Annotated in this window: 18 protein-coding genes, 3 tRNA genes and 1 pseudogene; 10 read left to right on the top strand and 12 right to left on the bottom strand. The window is 59.9% G+C overall.

The genetic code is table 11. The features are described 5' to 3' along the window. Positions 1-181: 181 nt before the first annotated feature. Entirely contained in the window at positions 182-1357 is a 1176-nt protein-coding gene (tuf, locus tag AC0L2A_RS09410; protein WP_091591201.1) for an elongation factor Tu, read from the bottom strand. A gap of 307 nt (positions 1358-1664) precedes the next feature. On the opposite strand from tuf, the gene AC0L2A_RS09405 reads away from it, so the two are divergent. Further along, positions 1665-2552, top strand: a complete 888-nt coding sequence (locus AC0L2A_RS09405) for a DMT family transporter (protein WP_287248050.1) — start codon at positions 1665-1667, stop codon at positions 2550-2552. Between the two features lie 108 nt (positions 2553-2660). Next, entirely contained in the window at positions 2661-3065 is a 405-nt protein-coding gene (locus AC0L2A_RS09400; RefSeq protein ID WP_473608572.1) for a GFA family protein, read from the top strand. 101 nt (positions 3066-3166) lie between these two features. On the opposite strand, the gene AC0L2A_RS09395 is transcribed toward AC0L2A_RS09400, so the two are convergent. After that, positions 3167-3240, bottom strand: a tRNA-Gly gene (locus tag AC0L2A_RS09395). A gap of 70 nt (positions 3241-3310) precedes the next feature. After that, positions 3311-3395 (bottom strand) — tRNA-Tyr (locus AC0L2A_RS09390). Between the two features lie 200 nt (positions 3396-3595). Between AC0L2A_RS09390 and AC0L2A_RS09385 the strand changes: the two genes are divergently transcribed. Together AC0L2A_RS09385 and AC0L2A_RS09380 are read left to right on the top strand one after the other, a co-directional pair. After that, positions 3596-4462: a TrmH family RNA methyltransferase gene (locus AC0L2A_RS09385; protein ID WP_473608500.1), complete on the top strand. Its 867-nt coding sequence runs from the start codon at positions 3596-3598 to the stop codon at positions 4460-4462. Continuing rightward, positions 4452-5012 (top strand): hypothetical protein, encoded by a 561-nt coding sequence (locus AC0L2A_RS09380; protein WP_473608498.1) that lies wholly within the window; start codon positions 4452-4454, stop codon positions 5010-5012. Before AC0L2A_RS09385 ends, AC0L2A_RS09380 begins: the two co-directional genes overlap by 11 nt. A 39-nt stretch (positions 5013-5051) precedes the next feature. On the opposite strand, the gene AC0L2A_RS09375 is transcribed toward AC0L2A_RS09380, so the two are convergent. From AC0L2A_RS09375 to gcl, 3 genes are all read right to left on the bottom strand, one after another. Further along, positions 5052-5936, bottom strand: coding sequence for a 2-hydroxy-3-oxopropionate reductase (locus tag AC0L2A_RS09375; protein ID WP_473608496.1), 885 nt, complete (start codon positions 5934-5936; stop codon positions 5052-5054). A 228-nt stretch (positions 5937-6164) separates the two neighbouring features. Further along, on the bottom strand, positions 6165-6962 hold the full coding sequence (hyi, locus tag AC0L2A_RS09370; RefSeq protein ID WP_473608495.1) for a hydroxypyruvate isomerase: 798 nt from the start codon (positions 6960-6962) through the stop codon (positions 6165-6167). Positions 6963-7132: 170 nt separating this feature from the next. Continuing rightward, complete coding sequence (gene gcl / locus AC0L2A_RS09365; RefSeq protein ID WP_473608494.1) at positions 7133-8914, bottom strand: glyoxylate carboligase; 1782 nt, start codon at positions 8912-8914, stop codon at positions 7133-7135. Positions 8915-9115: 201 nt separating this feature from the next. Between gcl and bhcR the strand changes: the two genes are divergently transcribed. After that, a complete protein-coding gene (bhcR, locus tag AC0L2A_RS09360) occupies positions 9116-10000 on the top strand; it encodes an HTH-type transcriptional regulator BhcR (RefSeq protein ID WP_091591222.1) in 885 nt (294 codons plus the stop codon). A gap of 61 nt (positions 10001-10061) precedes the next feature. Then, positions 10062-10556, top strand: coding sequence for a YbaK/EbsC family protein (locus AC0L2A_RS09355; RefSeq protein ID WP_091591224.1), 495 nt, complete (start codon positions 10062-10064; stop codon positions 10554-10556). Here AC0L2A_RS09355 and AC0L2A_RS09350 read toward each other — a convergent pair. From AC0L2A_RS09350 to AC0L2A_RS09330, 5 genes and pseudogenes are all read right to left on the bottom strand, one after another. Beyond that, positions 10524-10880: a hypothetical protein gene (locus AC0L2A_RS09350; RefSeq protein ID WP_091591226.1), complete on the bottom strand. Its 357-nt coding sequence runs from the start codon at positions 10878-10880 to the stop codon at positions 10524-10526. The genes AC0L2A_RS09355 and AC0L2A_RS09350 overlap by 33 nt on opposite strands. Before the next feature lie 168 nt (positions 10881-11048). Beyond that, positions 11049-11357 (bottom strand): BA14K family protein, encoded by a 309-nt coding sequence (locus tag AC0L2A_RS09345; RefSeq protein ID WP_128168540.1) that lies wholly within the window; start codon positions 11355-11357, stop codon positions 11049-11051. Positions 11358-11521: 164 nt separating this feature from the next. Beyond that, positions 11522-11689: a hypothetical protein gene (locus AC0L2A_RS09340; protein ID WP_023798133.1), complete on the bottom strand. Its 168-nt coding sequence runs from the start codon at positions 11687-11689 to the stop codon at positions 11522-11524. Positions 11690-11883: 194 nt separating this feature from the next. Continuing rightward, on the bottom strand, positions 11884-12141 hold the full coding sequence (locus AC0L2A_RS09335) for a hypothetical protein (protein ID WP_473608580.1): 258 nt from the start codon (positions 12139-12141) through the stop codon (positions 11884-11886). A gap of 56 nt (positions 12142-12197) precedes the next feature. Further along, positions 12198-12656: pseudogene (locus AC0L2A_RS09330) on the bottom strand (hypothetical protein); the annotation flags it as partial. Between the two features lie 240 nt (positions 12657-12896). Here AC0L2A_RS09330 and AC0L2A_RS09325 point away from each other — a divergent pair. From AC0L2A_RS09325 to AC0L2A_RS09310, 4 genes are all read left to right on the top strand, one after another. After that, positions 12897-12972, top strand: a tRNA-Thr gene (locus AC0L2A_RS09325). Positions 12973-13138: 166 nt separating this feature from the next. Then, positions 13139-13858: a hypothetical protein gene (locus AC0L2A_RS09320; RefSeq protein ID WP_473608492.1), complete on the top strand. Its 720-nt coding sequence runs from the start codon at positions 13139-13141 to the stop codon at positions 13856-13858. A 586-nt stretch (positions 13859-14444) separates the two neighbouring features. Beyond that, the gene (locus AC0L2A_RS09315; RefSeq protein ID WP_473608491.1) at positions 14445-15395 is read left to right on the top strand and encodes a hypothetical protein; all 951 of its coding nucleotides are present in this window, start codon (positions 14445-14447) and stop codon (positions 15393-15395) included. A gap of 1075 nt (positions 15396-16470) precedes the next feature. Further along, a complete protein-coding gene (locus AC0L2A_RS09310) occupies positions 16471-16770 on the top strand; it encodes a recombinase family protein (RefSeq protein WP_473608490.1) in 300 nt (99 codons plus the stop codon). A gap of 131 nt (positions 16771-16901) precedes the next feature. On the opposite strand, the gene AC0L2A_RS09305 is transcribed toward AC0L2A_RS09310, so the two are convergent. Then, positions 16902-17177: a hypothetical protein gene (locus AC0L2A_RS09305; RefSeq protein WP_473608488.1), complete on the bottom strand. Its 276-nt coding sequence runs from the start codon at positions 17175-17177 to the stop codon at positions 16902-16904. Between the last annotated feature and the right edge of the window lie 135 nt (positions 17178-17312).

Here is a 17312-nt window from a genome sequence, read left to right as displayed (position 1 = left end):
CTTAAACGGCGTCCCCAAACCACGCTTGGCAAAAGCCCCCTCGATGCAACCTATAATAGTGGCGGCGGTGGTGCTTGCAATAGCTTTGAAACGACCGCGCAAAATTGTCCTGCGTGGAGCCAGTAAACGAAGAAAGGGCGGCCCGAAGACCGCCCTTCCCTGTCGATCCGACAAATGCCGGTTACTCTTTGATGGTGACGACGATGCCGGCACCGACGGTGCGGCCGCCTTCACGGATGGCGAAGCGCAGCTTCTCTTCCATGGCGATCGGCACGATCAGCTCGACATCGACGGTGATGTTGTCGCCAGGCATCACCATCTCGGTGCCTTCCGGCAGCGACACGATGCCGGTCACGTCGGTCGTGCGGAAGTAGAACTGCGGCCGGTAGTTGGTGAAGAACGGCGTGTGACGGCCACCCTCGTCCTTGGTCAGGATGTAGGCCTCGGCGACGAACTTCTTGTGCGGCTTGACCGTGCCCGGCTTGGCCAGAACCTGGCCGCGCTCGACACCTTCGCGGTCGACACCGCGCAGCAGCGCGCCGATGTTGTCGCCGGCCTGGCCCTGGTCGAGCAGCTTGCGGAACATCTCGACGCCGGTGCAGGTCGTCTTGGTGGTCGGACGGATGCCGACGATCTCAAGCTCCTCGCCGACCTTGACCACGCCGCGCTCGACGCGGCCGGTCACAACCGTGCCACGACCAGAGATCGAGAACACGTCCTCGATCGGCATCAGGAACGGCTTGTCGAGCGGGCGAACCGGCGTCGGGATGTAGTCGTCGACCGCAGCCATCAATTCGCGGATCGAATCCTCGCCGATCTTCTTGTCGGAATCTTCCAAAGCCGCAAGCGCCGAACCCTTGACGATCGGAATGTCGTCGCCGGGGAACTCGTTCTTGGTCAACAGCTCACGCACCTCGAGCTCGACCAGCTCGAGCAGCTCGGCGTCGTCGACCTGGTCGACCTTGTTCAAGAACACCACGATCGACGGCACGCCGACCTGGCGGGCCAGCAGGATGTGCTCGCGGGTCTGCGGCATCGGGCCGTCGGCGGCCGACACGACCAGGATCGCGCCGTCCATCTGCGCAGCACCGGTGATCATGTTCTTGACATAGTCGGCGTGGCCGGGGCAGTCGACATGGGCGTAGTGGCGGTTGGCCGTCTCGTATTCGACATGCGCCGTCGAGATGGTGATGCCGCGCGCCTTCTCTTCGGGCGCCGCATCGATCTGGTCGTAGCGCTTGTATTCGCCAAAATACTTGGTGATCGCCGCCGTCAGCGACGTCTTGCCATGATCGACATGGCCAATCGTGCCGATGTTCACATGAGGCTTTGTACGCTCGAATTTACCTTTTGCCATAGTCTCTTTCCTTGGACGGCCTGGACCTTTAGTTCAGTCGAATGCGGGGCGATTAGCGACTGCGGCCGAAAAACACAAGTGCCTTGTGGCCGGGGGCTTTCTCACCCGGTCTGAACCCATGATCCGGTTTTCGGGGATGTGGCGCGGATATAGGAACGAGCAAGAAGAAATGGAATGGCCTGACATAGGTTCCGCGGCTGCCGGCATTCAGCCGACGGATATTGCCGCTTCCGCCTGGCCGCCTTGCCGGATTTACTGCCGGATCTGGCCCATTGCCGGTGTGACGCCGGTCTGATTTCCTGATCCGATGCATTTCATTCCGATCGCCATCCGCGGCCCGCTGTTCATGATCCTGTCGACCGGGTCCTATGTCGCCAACGACACCATGTTGAAGCTCGCGACGGTTGGTCTGCCGCCCTATGAAGTGCTGTTTTTGCGCGGGACGGCGGCAACGCTGTGGGGAATCCCGTTGCTGTTTGCGCTGGGCTACGCCAGGCAGATCCCGCTGATCCTCGACAGGAGAGTGTTGCAAAGAAACCTGCTCGAGCTGGCAGCAATCCTTTGCTACGTGGTGGCGCTTGCCAACATGCAGATCGCCGATTCGACCGCCCTGGGACAGATCACACCCCTGCTCATGCTGATTGGCTCCTCTGTCCTGTTCGGCGAGCGGATCGGCGGCTTGCGCATGGCGCTGATCGGGCTCGGCTTCATCGGCGCGGTGATGGTGGCGCAGCCGACGATGCAGGGAATCTCGGTCTACGCCTTGCTGGCGCTCGGCAACGCGGCATTCGCCGCCGCGCGCGATCTCGCCGGGCGCCGGGTCGCCGCCGACGTGCCCGGAATGATCGTCGCAATTTCCGCGGTGGTGGTGGTGCTGGTCGGATCAGGCGTCGCGCATCTGATGTCGGAGCGGTGGGTGGCGCCCGAGACGCATCATTTGCTGCTGATGGCCGGGGCCGGATTGTTCCTGATCTTCGGCCACTTCTTCATCTTCATGGCCTATCGCGCCGGGCCAACCGGCGTCGTGGCGCCGTTCTACTACTGCTTCACCGTCTGGGCGGTCATTTCCGGCCTGGTGGTGTTCCAGCAATTGCCGAACGCACTGGCGATCGGCGGTATCCTGCTGGTGGTGGCCAGCGGGCTGACCATCGTGTCGCTCGACGAGCGTAGGCGCCGACTGACCGTCGTCGCATAAACTGGGCGGTGGTGACCAAAACAACGGTTACACCACAAATTTCAACTTGGCCGCTGCCCGCAAAAAATGGAGAAACCAGTGACAAGCCAGGAGAACGTCGGCAACCGCATGCTTGCCGGAAAATGCCTGTGCGGCGCCGTGCAATACGCGGTGGCCGACGAGTTCATCTACGCCGCCAACTGCCACTGCTCGGACTGCCGGCGCACCACCGGTTCGGCCTTCAAGCCGTTTGCCGGCATCGAGCGTGAGAGACTGAGCCTGACCAAGGGCGAGGACAACCTGCTGATCTTTGGCGATGAGACCGGCCACAACGTGCACTGCAAGACCTGCGGCTCATTGCTCTATTCGGTCGTCCGCGACGGCGCCTTCGTCCACGTCACCATGGGAACCCTCGTCGACGAGCCGGCCATCCGTCCAACGCAGCACATCTTTGTCGGCTCCAAGGCGAAGTGGTTCACGATCGCCGACGACCTGCCTCAATATGAAGAGCATGCCGCCGGGGGCGCCGACTGAAGACCTGGCGATGTGGCTGACGGCATTGCCGCTCAGGCACACGCAGTGACGCGGCGCATTTTCAAGGAAGTTATTTTCGATAATGATTTCAACAGCATGCTTGGAGCGGGTAGCGGGAATCGAACCCGCATATTCAGCTTGGAAGGCTGCTGCTCTACCACTGAGCTATACCCGCGCATTTCACCCGAAAACCGCTATGCACTTTTCGGTCCGAGGCTTGCGTTTCAGGGCTTCCGGGCCGGCAGTGGTGGAGAGGGTTGGATTTGAACCAACGTAGGCATAGCCAACGGATTTACAGTCCGTCCCCTTTAACCACTCGGGCACCTCTCCAGTCTGCCGCCGGAGCCATGCAACGAGGCATCGACGCGTCGCGGCCGCAGGAGCAGCCCGTCGCGAAGCGCCTTATGGCGGCAGCGCCCAAAACTGTCAACCGCAACATCCCGGCAAAACGCGCTGAATTTGTTGACGACCCGACGAGCAGGGTTTTGCGGCTGTATCCATAGGCGAACGACACGGCTATAGAACCGGCCATGAGCAACGACAACAAGCCCAAGACCCCGAAAGACACCCACTACGCCAAGCTGCGCCGCGCGCATCGCGACGAGAAGAGCGGCGGCGCGCCGGCGTTCAGGCCGCGCCAGCCGGTACCACCAGGAGAGACCGTCGCGGATGGGCTGGTGCGGCTGTACGGCCTGCACACGGTGCGAGCAGCACTCGACAATCCGCGCCGGCGGATCAAGAAGATGCTGGTGACGCGCAACGCCGCCGAGCGGCTGGCGATCGCCGACCTCACCGCCCTGCCCTTTGAGACAGAGATGGTCGAGCCGAAAGACATCGACAAGGTCACCGGCTCTGACGCCGTGCATCAGGGCGTGCTGATCGAAGCCGAGCCGCTAAAACCCAAGCGCCTCGATGCGCTCGGCGATACCACGCTGGTGCTGGTCCTCGACCAGGTCACCGATCCGCACAATGTCGGCGCGATCCTGCGCTCGGCGGTCGCCTTCGGCGCCGGCGCGCTGATCACCACGGCGCGCCACAGTCCGCATGAATCCGGCGTGCTGGCAAAGTCGGCCTCCGGGGCGCTGGAGCATATCGACCAGATCGAGGTGAAGAACCTCGCCGACGCGCTCGGCCAATTGCACGAGGCCGGGTTCCAGACCATCGGCCTCGATTCGGACGGACCGGCGGAACTCGAAAAGAGCTTTTCGGGAGAAAAGATCGCGCTTGTGCTGGGCGCCGAGGGCAAGGGCCTGCGCCAGAAGACGCGCGAAACGGTGACGACGCTGGCCCGGCTCGACATGCCCGGCGCCATCCGTTCACTCAACGTGTCGAATGCCGCCGCGGTGAGCCTTTATGCGGCGCACGCGCACCTCAAGAGTATCCGAAATGGCGAATGACGACCAGAATTGGGTGTGGCTTAACCGCCATTCGTGGCGCCCAGACATGACGATCAGAGAGCAGATCGTCGACGACTTCGAGAAGCTGTTTTTACTTCAGTACCTGCCCAACCGCGTATCGCTGTCGTGGAAGCGTCTCCACGAGTGCCAGAGTGAGGCGCGCAGGGCCGAGCTTCGTGACCTCAAGCTCGTTCTCAGTTTGAACGAGTTCAAAACAAAAGAACTTGTGCTTCGTCGCCTTTTCCTCGCGATGTTGCTATCGAGCATACTAATTTTAATACTGATTTTGTTTTCCAAGACCCCCAGCGCCGTGAGAGAACAATTCGGAATTGAGCAAAACCAAATTTATTTCACAATGGTAGGAGCCATACTCTGTCTTTTCCTCCTCTACAGAAATATATTTGTGACACAAACGCTGATTGTCGGGGTCGTTGGCCTGCTTCTTATGTCGATCTTTGCGGCACTGCCGTTCTTGTCTGTAGCAATTATGATGCTTGGCATCTTGCTTCTCTATCTTGTTGCGAAATGGCGGGCCAACCCGTCGTACTGATGCCTCCATCGGTGCTGCAGTACAACCAAGCGACCGATCTCACTCCACCTCATGCCCGGCCATTCGCTCCAGCGCCTTGACCAGCGCCGAATGATCCTCCTTGGCGCCGCCATTGGCCGCGCAGGAGTTGAACAATTGTTGCGTCGTCGAGGTGTTGGGCAGCGCGACGCCGAGCGCTTTCGCCCCTTCGAGAGCGAGATTAAGGTCCTTCTGGTGCAGTTCGATGCGAAAGCCCGGCGCGAAGCTGCGCTTGATCATGCGCTCGCCATGCACTTCGAGGATGCGCGAGGCGGCCAGCCCGCCCATCAGCGATTGCCGCACCTTGGCCGGATCGGCGCCGGCTTTCGATGCAAAAACAAGCGCTTCGGCGACTGCTTCAATGGTCAGCGCGACGACGATCTGGTTGGCGACCTTGGTGGTCTGGCCGACGCCGTTGGGGCCGACCAGCGTGATGTTCTTGCCCATTTTCTCGAACACCGGCCTGGCGCGCTCAAAGGCCTTTTCCTCGCCGCCGACCATGATGGTCAGCGACGCGGCCTTGGCGCCGACCTCGCCACCCGACACCGGCGCATCGAGATAGTCGCAGCCGAGCGCATTGACTTTTGTGGCGAATTCCTTGGTCTCGATCGGCGAGATCGAGCTCATGTCGATGACCAGCTTGCCCGCGGTCAAACCCGAGGCGACGCCGCTGTCGCCGAACAGCACGTCGGCCACCTGAGGCGTGTCGGGAACCATGGTGAGGATGATGTCGGCGGCACGTGCCACGGCGTGATGGCCGGAGACGGTTTTTAGACCCTTGGCGACGAGATCGGCCGGCGGTTTCGAGCGATGGTCGCTGGCGACGACTTGATAGCCGGCGTCGAGCAGATGCCCCGCCATCGGCGCGCCCATGATGCCGAGGCCGATGAAGCCGATGGTTTCCATTGATGTTCTCCCTGGTATTTTCCTTGTCGATGCCGCGTTCCGTGGCGCCCCCCTCTGGCCTGCCGGCCATCTCCCCCACGGGTGGGGAGATCGGCAGTTTCGGCGCCGGCTTTTACTTTTCCAACCTCGAAAATTGGCGAAAGCGGCGGTGACATCCAATCTCCCCACCCGTGGGGGAGATGGCCGGCAGGCCAGAGGGGGGGCGCGACGGAACGCGAGTTCAAACCGCTAAGCCGCAGCGTTCCCCTGCCCGGCAAACTCCCGGAACCAGCCCAGCCCGGCTTCCGTCCCGCCCTTCGGCTTGTATTCCGCCCCGATCCAGCCGGTATAGCCGATACGGTCGATGTGACTGTACAGAAAAGGAAAATTGATCTCGCCCGTCCCCGGCTCATGCCGGCCGGGATTGTCCGCCAGCTGGATATGCGCAATGCGGTCGAGGTTTGCCTCGATGGTGCGGGCGAGATCGCCCTCCATGATCTGCATGTGATAGATGTCGTATTGCAGGAATAGGTTTTTTGAGCCGACGCGGTCGATGAGCGCCAGGGCCTGGTCCGAATAGCTGAGGAAGAAGCCGGGAATGTCGCGGGAGTTGATCGGCTCGATCAGCAGCCTGATTCCGGCCTGCTCCAGCTTCTCGGCCGCGAAAGCCAGGTTTTCGGCGAAGACATCTTCCAGCACCGAACGCTCGACGCCTTGCGGTGCGATGCCGGCGAGGCAGTTGACCTGTTCGCAGCCCAGCGCATGCGCATAGGTGATCGCCTTGGCGATGCCTTGTCGGAACTCGGGTACACGATCCGGCAACACCGCAATGCCGCGCTCGCCCTTGCCCCAGTCGCCGGCCGGCAGGTTGAACAGCACCTGCGTCAGACCGTTTTTCTTCAGCCTCGCCGCAACGACATCGGGCGCATGGTCATAAGGGCCGATATATTCCACGCCCCTGAAACCGGCGCGGGCGGCGGCATCGAAGCGGTCGAGGAAATCGTGCTCGCCAAAGAGCATCGAAAGATTGGCTGAAAACCGTGGCATTCTTTTTCTCCTTGTTTTCGCCCGGCCCAAGCTGTGGTGAGATTCAGGTCAGGCCGAGCCGAAAATGGTGGGTTCCGAGAACCGGAGCGGAGCGTACTTTTGGTACGTGGGCACCGGAAGCGCAGGAAACCGCCGTTTGCAGGCCGGCATCACCTGAATATCAGCACAGCTTAATCCAGCATGACGATCGCCGTCGGCGCGTCTTCGTGATGTTCGGCAAGCTCCTCGAATTCGGTGATCTTGTCGATCTCGGTGCCCATCGAAACATTGGTGACGCGCTCAAGGATGAATTCGAGCACCACCGGAACCTGGTGCTCCTTCATCAGTTGTTGCGCCTGTTTGAAGGCGCCGGCGAATTCCTCCGGCCGGCGCACCCGGACCGCCTTGCAGCCCATGGCCTCGGCAACCGCGACGTGGTCGACGCCATAGCCAGCCTCGGGATCATCCTTCCGGTTGACGTTCTCGAAGGCAAGGCTGACCTCGAAATCCATCGAAAAGCCGCGCTGCGCCTGGCGGATCAGGCCGAGATAGGCATTGTTCACGACGACATGGATATAGGGCAATTTGTGCTGCGCGCCGACCGCCAGTTCCTCGATCATGAACTGGAAATCATAGTCGCCGGACAGCGCCACGATATTGCGTTGCGGATCGGCGGCGCGAACCCCAAGTGCGGCCGGCAGCGTCCAGCCGAGCGGGCCGGCCTGGCCGCAATTGATCCAGTTGCGCGGCTTGTAGACATGCAGGAACTGCGCGCCGGCGATCTGCGAAAGGCCGATCGTGGTGACATAGGTGGTGTCGCGGCCGAATGCCTTGTTCATCTCCTCGTAGACGCGCTGCGGCTTCAGCGGCACCTGGTCGAAATGCGTCTTGCGCTTCATCGTCTTCTTGCGGTCCTGGCATTCCCTGGCCCAACCCGACCAGTCGCGCAGTTTTCCAGCCGTCTTCCATTCGGTGGCGACGTCGAGCAGCATTTTGAGCGCTGCACCGGCGTCCGAGACGACACCGAGATCCGGCGCGAAGACACGGCCGATCTGGGTCGGCTCGATGTCGACATGGATGAATTTTTTGCCCTTGGTGTAGACGTCGACGGAGCCGGTGTGGCGGTTGGCCCAGCGGTTGCCGATGCCGAAGACGAAATCGGCTTCGAGCATCGTCGCGTTGCCGTAGCGATGCGAAGTCTGCAGCCCGCACATGCCGGCCATCAGCCGGTGGTCGTCGGGGATCGCGCCCCAGCCCATCAGCGTCGGGATCACCGGCACGCCGGTGACTTCGGCGAACTCGATCAGCAGATCCGAGGCATCGGCGTTGATGATGCCGCCGCCGGCAACGATGACAGGCTTTTCGGCCGCGTTGAGCATTTTCAGTGCTTTCTCGGCCTGGCCGCGCGACATTGCCGGCTTGAACGGCACCAGCGGCTCATAGGCGTCGATGTCGAACTCGATCTCGGCCAGTTGCACGTCGACCGGCAGGTCGATGAGGACCGGCCCCGGCCGCGACGAGCGCATCAGGTAAAACGCCTTCTGCAGCGCCATCGGCACGAGATAGGGCTCCATGACGGTGACTGCCCATTTGGCGACGGGTGCTGCGATGGCTGCGATGTCGACGGCCTGGAAATCCTCCTTATTGAGACGCGCCCGCGGCGCCTGGCCGGTGATGCAGAGGATCGGGATGGAATCGGCCGCGGCCGAATAGAGGCCGGTGATCATGTCGGTGCCGGCCGGACCCGAAGTGCCGATGCACAGGCCGATATTGCCTGATCTGGCGCGGGTATAACCTTCGGCCATGTGCGAGGCCGCCTCGACATGGCGCGCCAGGATATGGCGGATCGTACCCCTCGCCTTCAGCGCCGAATAGAACGGGTTGATGGCAGCACCCGGCACGCCAAAGGCGCAGGAGGTGCCTTCTTTTTCCAAAACGAGAACCGCTGCGTCGACTGCGCGCATCCTGGCCATGTCAGCCTCCACGGAATTGTTGATGGCCGAGAATGCCAGCGCTCCTGTTATTTTTCAATTTTTTCAGAATATTTTTTCATTTCTAAGAAACTGCGGCTATTTACTGATTTCATTGGGTTTTCTGTTTTCCACGAAGTCGCATAGCATATTTGTGGAAAACTTTTTCATTGCGCCTTTGGCGAAATCGGCAAGAATGCCACTATGGAAACCGCCGAAAAACGCCAGCGCGGACGGCCGCGCGCCTTCCACGGTCCGGCCGAGGCGGCTTCGGTGCAGTCGCTCGACCGGGCGCTGCGCATCCTGGCCATCGTCGCCGACGGCAGCGGCCTGTCGCTGAGCGAGATCGCCGCGCAGAGCGGCCTCCCCGCCTCCACCGCCTACCGCATGCTGACGACGCTGGAAAACCACGGCATGGTCGAGTTCGACAGCACCGACCAGCTGTGGTCGATCGGCGTCGAGACCTATCGCATGGGCGCGGCGTTCCTGCGCCGCCGCAAGCTGGTCGACCGCGCCCGCATTGTCATGCAGGAATTGATGGAGAAGACCGGCGAGACCGCCAATCTCGGCGTCGCCGAGGACGATTGCGTCGTCTTCGTCAGCCAGGTCGAGACGCATCAGGCGATCCGCGCCTTCTTCCGGCCGGGCACGCGCAGTTCCTTCCATGCATCGGGCATCGGCAAGGCGGTGCTGGCGCATCTCGAGCCGCAGCGCGTCGGCGCCGTCCTGCGCCGGACCGGGCTGGAGCGCTTCACCGAAAAGACGCTTTCCGACGTCTCGGCGCTGGCCCGTGATCTGGTGACGATCAAGCTGCGCGGCTGGTCGGTCGACGACGAGGAGCGGCATCCCGGCATGCGCTGCGTCGCCGCCGCGATCTTCAACGAGTTCGGCGAGCCGATCGGCGGGGTTTCGGTTTCGGGACCGACGGTGCGGGTGACGCCGGAGCGGCTGGTCGAGATCGGCCCCCTGGTGCGCGAAGCCGCAACGGAAATAACCAGGATGATTGGTGGTCTGCCGCCCCCTTCTTCACCAAGCCGCGCCGCCGAACCGGGTTCACTCTTCGAGATTGGCGCTACGCGCTCACCTTGACAGCCGCCCGGCTACGGCCAAGTTTGCGTCCACCTTCCGCCAGCCGACGCCCGAAAGACGCATGAGCCTCCAATCCGTCAAAGCCTTCTTCGCCGAATATGCCCCCGACATCGAGGTGATCGAAACGCCGACAAGCTCGGCGACCGTCGCGCTCGCGGCCGAGGCGCACGGCGTCGAGCCGGGGCAGATCGCCAAGACCATCTGCCTGCGCGTCGGTGACCGGGTCATGCTGGTCGTCGCCCGCGGCGACGCGCGCATCGACAATCGCAAATCGCGCGATGCATTCGGCGGCAAGCCGCGCATGCTCGATGCCGAGCAGGTGGCCGAAATCACTGGCCATCCGATTGGCGGCGTCTGCCCCTTCGGCCTCGCCTCGCCGTTGCCGGTCTATTGCGACGTATCGCTGCGCGCCTACGATCAGGTCGTGCCAGCGGCCGGCGCAACCAATGCAGCGGTGAAAATAGGCGTCGAGCGCATGGCAGCGCTGACCGGCGCCGAATGGTGCGACATTTGTCAGGATGAGCTAGGCCCCGGGCACCGCGCTCTTGGTCGATAGGTCGTAGAAATCAAGCAGCATCGCCAGCCCAACTCCGCAGGCGGTGAAGATCAGGCCGGCGATGAAGATGCGGGTGGCACGTTCATGGACGCGTCGCTGTAGAGACGTTGTGTCGAGCAGCAACCGCAGCGCTCGTATCTGCAATGCAATGCCTATCAAAATCGGCACGACGGCTGCCAGGTGATAGATTTCCCAAGGGAGCGGGTTGGCGGCCCAATGCGTGATGAAGCCCAGCGAGAAAGCCAGTAGAATGCCGACGGTGGTGATCGTTCCGTTGCGGAAATCCGTCTCAATCTGCTCTTCCTTGGGTTCGTGCTCGTCCAAGCGTCCCTCTCCCTCTGGTGCCTTCACCGCCAGACTAAGCTGTCGAAAAATCCATGTACATCCCTCGCTGGAACCGGTTGCGGTGCCGGTTCAATTTTGCAACCCAGACAGCTGAAAAAGGGGCAGTGGGTGCCCCTTTTTGCCTTGCCTGAAACGGTTCACCTCCCCTCAAAGCCGGCAGCGATGACGGTAGCCGTCGTAGCCGACATAGGTATCGGAGTACGGATCGTAGCTCTGATAGCGGTTGAGGCAGCGCCGGACGTGCCATGAGCCGCCATTTTCCTCGATGTAGACGGTGCGCGGCTGGGCGAGCGCGGTGCCGAGCAGGAAGCCACCGACGCCGGCGGCGATGCCGATGCCAAGGTGCTTGTTGTGATGGTGCTTGTGATGGGCGGCCGAAGGCTGAACGGTGCCGGCCAGCATGGCGGCGGCGACAGTGGTCGCGATGAGGCCGGAAACGATGGTGCGCTTGAACATGACGATCTCCTTGCTGGAGAGGCGATCCATCCGCCTCTTAACCATCTGTCGTGGCAGCAAGGAAAAAGGTTCGACGTTTTTTTCGATTTTTCTGAACTGGGTTTGCGCCAGGCGCAATGACGACCGGCGAAGAGCGCCGGTTGGCAGTCCGGCGGCGGGAGGCCTCAGCCCATGCCGGTGATGTGGCGCAGCCAGAAGGCGAGCGCGATGAAGCCGATGATGGTGGTGACGCCGGTCCAGTCGACATTGGCGCTCTTCAAAACCTTGATGAGCTTCACCAGGAGAAACCAGGCCACGACGACGATCAGGGCAATGACGACAAGTCTGATCATGCGACACCCTCGCCTATGCGATTGCACCTTTCGAACGATATAGGAAGCCAATTGGCCGTTTTCAGGATGCCCGCGCCGGCAGCTCCGGCGCGCTTGTAGGCAAAACAGAGTTCATCTTTACTGGCGCAACAAATATGCTAACCGGAGCGCCGTGCCCTTGTAGCTCAGCTGGTAGAGCAGCGGTTCGCCAGATATCACTGACGTCTTTGCGGATGCTTTCGGATTGCAGCAAGCACCGCGCCGTCATCCAAGCTACATTCAACAGACCCTACCGCGGCCAGCGCATCAGTGGCATCCACCGAATCCCCACCCGGTCCAGGCCCTCTGATGACGAAATGTCCTTTCTCACATGTGAAGTCCCATTTGTGCAGCTGCTTGTAGGATTCCGTCTTGCCTTCGTTTTCAGCATGATAAAGCACGACGTAACCATCGGGCTTCGTGACGGAGAGCATCTGTTGTATGCCTTGAGCGGACTAGCGGTGTGATCTATACAATTCTGTCCATGCACGATGTCGAAACTGTAATCGTCAAATTGCGCTCTAAGATTTTCGGCGTCACCAAAGACTGTTCGCACAAGAGGTTGGATCCCAAAATCTCTCATAACTTGATCATATTCCGATGCCAGCAGGTCAGTTGCAGTAATCCTGATCTCTTTCGAAGCATGCACTTTGCCGAGCTTCGTCAACGGGCCAGCGCCCACATCGAGTATGTAAACTGGGTTGGTCGTCAACCTGTCGACATATCGCCCAACGTGATCCTGAATTGGTAAATTGGGGTCAAGACGTTCCTTGTAGTCCTCTGGCCAGAATGATCCCTGAGTGGAGAACCAGTGTCTCCAAAACAGAACTTCGTCCCTGAGCTGTTGGGATCGGCTGTCTCCCTCCAGCCAGCGCAGGATCTTTCGTCCGAGCCGCCGAGCCCTAGTCAACACCGATGTCGATCTTCTCAGAGACCCTTCTCTAGCCATGACAGGAATCCTCGCGGTGAAGAGGGTTTACGGTCCGCTCTGGCCACGACGACGACCGGGCAATGACGACAAGTCTGACCATGCGACACCCTCCGCCTATGCGATTGCAGTTTCGGCCATAATAGGAAGCGAATTAGCCGTTTTCAGGATGGCCACGCCGGCAGCTCCGGCGCTCTCTGGGCAGCCGAAAACAGAGTTTTGTCTTTACTGGCGCACCAAATATGCTAACCGGAGCGCCGTGCCCTTGTAGCTCAGCTGGTAGAGCAGCGGTTTTGTAAACCGAAGGTCGGCGGTTCGATTCCGTCCGGGGGCACCAATTAAATCAACTGCTTAATGCACCTCAGGACTGCCAAACTCCCATGCCTAGCCGTGCGGGGTAATTCTGGGGGTATAACTGACGGCAGCTTTAATAGGGCGGAGCATTGCCGAGTGTCCCTGCCCTCTGCCATGGATGTTCAATCGGGCTCTCGGGAGGCAGCAACTTGACTGATGGTGAATGGGTCGGCCTTGGAACGGCATTTCGGCAAATCTCAAAGGCGCTCAAAGATAGGCATGTCGCAAGATCTAGGCTGCTCACGGCCTTGGCCGAAGCCAGAATCCGCGCGGTCGCTGGAATCCTGCGAATGAACTACCTGGAGGGTAGCGACGAGGACCGAACTGATTACTCACTTGAGGCAGCCCTTTGGAGGAATGCCAGACCCATTTTTGACCGGGATGAAGTTGATTTCGAGGTGGATCATGCACCGCTTGGCGAGTTCAAACCTATCGACGGAAGGATGGTTTGGCACGATGCCGTTGTTGACGATCGCTCGTCATTGCCACCTTCCCGTGAACCGGATTTGGATGAAAAAATCGACCAAATTCTCGATGACACTCCAAAATCGTACAAAGCATACGAGGTCCGTCTGGCCGTTGTCGATGTTTTTAAGGAGTTTCCACGGACCCGTGCGATCTCAGCCACCGCACCTCGAAACAGCTCCGCTCAGATCGTAAAGGATCAAGGTGGGCGCCCGACGAAACACGATTGGGTGGCGGCTGCTGCTTACATTGCGGCTTTCCACGTTGCTTTGGGCTCTGCGCCATCGAAAGAGGGGCTCACCTCGCTCCTCGAAAGAGGTGGGAAAATTGCGCCCGACGAACGGGAGGTTCGTCGTTTCATTACGGAGTTTCTTACGGAATATCGACGCCTGATCGAAGAGTAGTTTTCCCCGGTTTCCCCCGTTTTCCCCATCCGAACTGCTCTCAGCGGAGCTAATACCTCGTCATCAATTGCGAACGAGGTGCTACATGAAATCCCCCGAGACAAAGTATCTAACCGCCAAGACGGTCTGCGTACGCTATGGCGTTAGCTCGATGACCCTATGGCGATGGCTCCAGGATACGGAGCTTGGTTTCCCCTCCCCCCTTTACATTCACCGCCGACGATACTGGCTCGAGAGTGCCCTGGCTGAGTGGGACGCTAAACCGCACAGTTCCGGCCAAACGCGTACCGCCCGTGAAAGTCGCCCCACCGTAAAGGTCATAGGAATCGACGATTTTGACCGGTGAGAGAGGTGACCACGGCCGGCGCCAGCGTCGGCATGGCGCAGATGTTTACTTTATGGACAGCCGGTCTCGCGCTCGCGCTCGGGAGGATCTTGGAAGACAATACGCGCAGCTTGCTGATCGGCTGAACACCTATCTTGTAATGAGCGACGACGGCCAGATGGTCACGGTGGCCAAGAGGTTAGGCAGGCTAAAGTTTTAGGCAGGTGTAATGCACAATGCTCAACCGACTCGGATGACGAAATGGATGAGTTCGAACCTTCCAACTTGCTTCCTCGCCTTTACGAGCGGGACATTGACGTCCTGTTGCAGGAGGAACTCATCTTCAATGAGGGCGTTAGGCGACTCTTTTCGACCGCGCTGAAGCTCGACGAAACTTTTCAGGTTCTGGCCTGCCGGCTTTCTGTGGTTGACGCGTCAGGCGAAACTGACGTTCTTGCGACCATCTCCCTTGGATCCCGCCGGGGCGCCCTTCTTGTCGAGAATAAAATCGATGCCTCGTTCCAGCCTCGGCAGCCGGAGCGATATCGTGAAAGGACAGCAAACCTAGTGACTTTCGGCGAATCCTGCGAGATCGCCTTCTGCGCATTGGTTGCGCCGAAAAATTACATTCGTGAGGAGCACGCTGACTTTGCACAGTTTGATGCGATTGTCCCATATGAGGAACTTGCCGCTGCGATAGAGGCTCAGGAGGAACCCCGCTCTCGCCATCGTGCGACTCTCCTGCGCCGCGCTGTCGATCAAGCACGCCGTTCCTACGTGCTTGTTGAAGCTCCCGCCGTCACTTCGCTTTGGCAGCGCATCTACCAGATCGCGAGCAGTGAGTATCCAACGCTGGAGATGAAGCGGCCGAATGACAAAGGCAGCAATTCAAGCTGGGTGATTTTCAAGGGGAGTCTTCCGCCGAAGGTCACAATCGATTGGAAAATAAAAAAGGCGACGGTGGATCTTTCTTTCTGGCCAGGAGCTTTAACTACGCCACAAGACGCGATCGACTTAGCGATCCTTGAAACGGGACTAGCGTCCGGAAAGCCGCTGTTGCGGACTTTTGGGGCGACCAGGGTGATTACGGTTCCTCTTTCAAGGCCGCCCTCTGATTTTGTAAGCATGAGTGATGAGTTGATTAGAGAAGCGTTGAAGACTGCCGCAGCGCTTCAGATATTTTATCACGAGCAAAAAGAAAGATCTGTATAAACACTTTCAGCAACATGGCCCTATTTTGGCGAAGCGCGAGCAACGTTCACCCGAAACTGCCACATAAGGGGTCCGGTCTCGTTGCATAGGGAACCGCCAGAGCCCCGAGCTCGCTGCGTGCGAAGCCCAGAGCGAGCAACGCAATATCTGTATCTGTCCCATTGAAGACTTCAGCCAATGGTACCGCTCGCCCCTATACAACCAAGGTCAGAAGCGGTCGCCGTCCATGTCCGAAAATCGACCGTTTCTGGACAACCCGTCAAAGGTTGCAGTTTAGCTGCGAGGCCGAGGCCTTCGGTGTCCGGAAACCATGTTCGGAAATCTATTGTCCGGATTTGCGTTGCTTTGAAATCACAGATGGTAGCAGACCCACTTTGACGAGGTCCCTGTTCAAACACGATCAGTTCGATCGGGAGAGAAACGGTCTCAGTGTGAAATTGGGTTTTCACACTGAGCCTCCCTCCCCTGCGGATTTGATCTAACGCAATCGATGACAGTTATTGCTATGCCCAATAGCTCCCGTGATTGGTAACGCAGCCGATGACCGGGTTGGGCCGGAAGCTGACCGTCCGCAGTCCGGACGAATCTATCGGAGAGCGCCATTTCGGAAGGATGTTCAGTTTGGAGCTAGCAAGCGGCAAAACTTGAGACACGACTTCTTCAAAGCGTCTCGAAATCGGTCGATGGATAGCGGTCGGCGAAGTTCACGTGCATGGCTTGGAGCATGTGCATGACAGCGTTGCGCACTCAACTAGGACGCTGACCTGCTCGAACCCTGCCTCGTCCATCAGCGTGCCTTCCCTGAACCGCGGGGGGAACAGGGTTGTAAAGGACCTGTCCTTCGTGTCCCTGTCATGCATCACTACGGGCAGCGCGTACTCGACGCCGTCGCTGTGGGCGAAGAGCTTGTTCCTCATATGTATCAGGTCGTCATGCAGGGCCCTGACGAACGGCGAGAGCCGTAAGGATGCGGCTGCGCACGTTCCTCCAAGACCCCGCCCTCCGCCAAATTCCGGGAACGTAGCGGCAACCGAGCCGAATCCCAAACGCCGCTTTGGCCGAGAAGGAGCGTCGATTGATCTCGGAGCGCACCAAAGCCGCCCTCGCCTCACGCAGGACGAGCATAAAGCTCGGCAATCCGACCAACACCGCCGAAGCTGCGGCGAAAGATCGGAAGATGTCGATCGAAGAAGCCGACCGGTTTGCTCAGACCGTGCTGCCAATCATCGCTTCCATTCAGCGGTCGGGCATCACCAGCCTACGTGGACTGGCAGTCGCTCTAAACAACCGCGGCGTTCGCACAGCGCGCAATGGCCAATGGCAGGTGTCGAACGTGCGCAACGTTCTCGCGCGGCAATCTGCTGCCCAGCTTTAATAGGCGGGAATAACTAGCAGTTGCCGTACTTTCGACAATCTCTATTGGGGATTAGCCAAGCTCACTGCCGCGTACCGACGGAAATCGGTCCCGACACTTGGGTCTGAGCTGTCCCCACGCCATTAGACGCTCTACGCAGGTCCCGTCTCGATTTCGACTTTTACTTCCACCTTCACCTTGGTCTTAGTGCCGCCACTCCCGCTTCCACTCCCACTTCCGCTTCCGGGGCTTCCGCTTCCGCCAGGCACAACGTCCTTTACCTTATCCCAGACCTCTAGAGCCACCTGTACGGCCTCTTTCCAGAAATAAACGACCGTCTCTTCCTCGTCCTCAGCATCGAGGACCTCACCGGGTAAGGTGATATCTAGGCTCTCCAGTTCCCCGTTTTGGCCTCCCGGGAATGTCACAATTCTTCGCCGCGGGGGGGGGGGCGCCCCCGGTAAAAGAGGGGGGGGGGCCCCCGAAAAGAGGGAGGGGTATAAAGGGCCCCCATGGAACCCCCCCGGGGAACGAGGGGGGGGTTTAAAATATTGAGGGGAGTT

This window comes from Mesorhizobium sp. WSM4844 (assembly GCF_055811775.1).
The sequence above is the reverse complement of the archived record's forward strand: the minus strand, read 5'-3'. Positions and strand labels throughout refer to the sequence as shown.

Excerpts from the sequence above, each read along its gene's own strand:
- AC0L2A_RS09315 (WP_473608491.1), top strand. The coding sequence starts at position 14,445 with ATGGATGAGTTCGAACCTTCCAACTTGCTTCCTCGCCTTTACGAGCGG.
- AC0L2A_RS09375 (WP_473608496.1), bottom strand. The coding sequence starts at position 5,936 with ATGGAAACCATCGGCTTCATCGGCCTCGGCATCATGGGCGCGCCGATG.
- AC0L2A_RS09335 (WP_473608580.1), bottom strand. The coding sequence starts at position 12,141 with ATGCTCTCCGTCACGAAGCCCGATGGTTACGTCGTGCTTTATCATGCT.
- AC0L2A_RS09385 (WP_473608500.1), top strand. The coding sequence starts at position 3,596 with ATGAGCAACGACAACAAGCCCAAGACCCCGAAAGACACCCACTACGCC.
- AC0L2A_RS09340 (WP_023798133.1), bottom strand. The coding sequence starts at position 11,689 with ATGATCAGACTTGTCGTCATTGCCCTGATCGTCGTCGTGGCCTGGTTT.
- gcl (WP_473608494.1), bottom strand. The coding sequence starts at position 8,914 with ATGGCCAGGATGCGCGCAGTCGACGCAGCGGTTCTCGTTTTGGAAAAA.
- AC0L2A_RS09380 (WP_473608498.1), top strand. The coding sequence starts at position 4,452 with ATGGCGAATGACGACCAGAATTGGGTGTGGCTTAACCGCCATTCGTGG.
- tuf (WP_091591201.1), bottom strand. The coding sequence starts at position 1,357 with ATGGCAAAAGGTAAATTCGAGCGTACAAAGCCTCATGTGAACATCGGC.
- bhcR (WP_091591222.1), top strand. The coding sequence starts at position 9,116 with ATGGAAACCGCCGAAAAACGCCAGCGCGGACGGCCGCGCGCCTTCCAC.
- AC0L2A_RS09405 (WP_287248050.1), top strand. The coding sequence starts at position 1,665 with ATGCATTTCATTCCGATCGCCATCCGCGGCCCGCTGTTCATGATCCTG.
- hyi (WP_473608495.1), bottom strand. The coding sequence starts at position 6,962 with ATGCCACGGTTTTCAGCCAATCTTTCGATGCTCTTTGGCGAGCACGAT.
- AC0L2A_RS09400 (WP_473608572.1), top strand. The coding sequence starts at position 2,661 with ATGCTTGCCGGAAAATGCCTGTGCGGCGCCGTGCAATACGCGGTGGCC.
- AC0L2A_RS09345 (WP_128168540.1), bottom strand. The coding sequence starts at position 11,357 with ATGTTCAAGCGCACCATCGTTTCCGGCCTCATCGCGACCACTGTCGCC.
- AC0L2A_RS09355 (WP_091591224.1), top strand. The coding sequence starts at position 10,062 with ATGAGCCTCCAATCCGTCAAAGCCTTCTTCGCCGAATATGCCCCCGAC.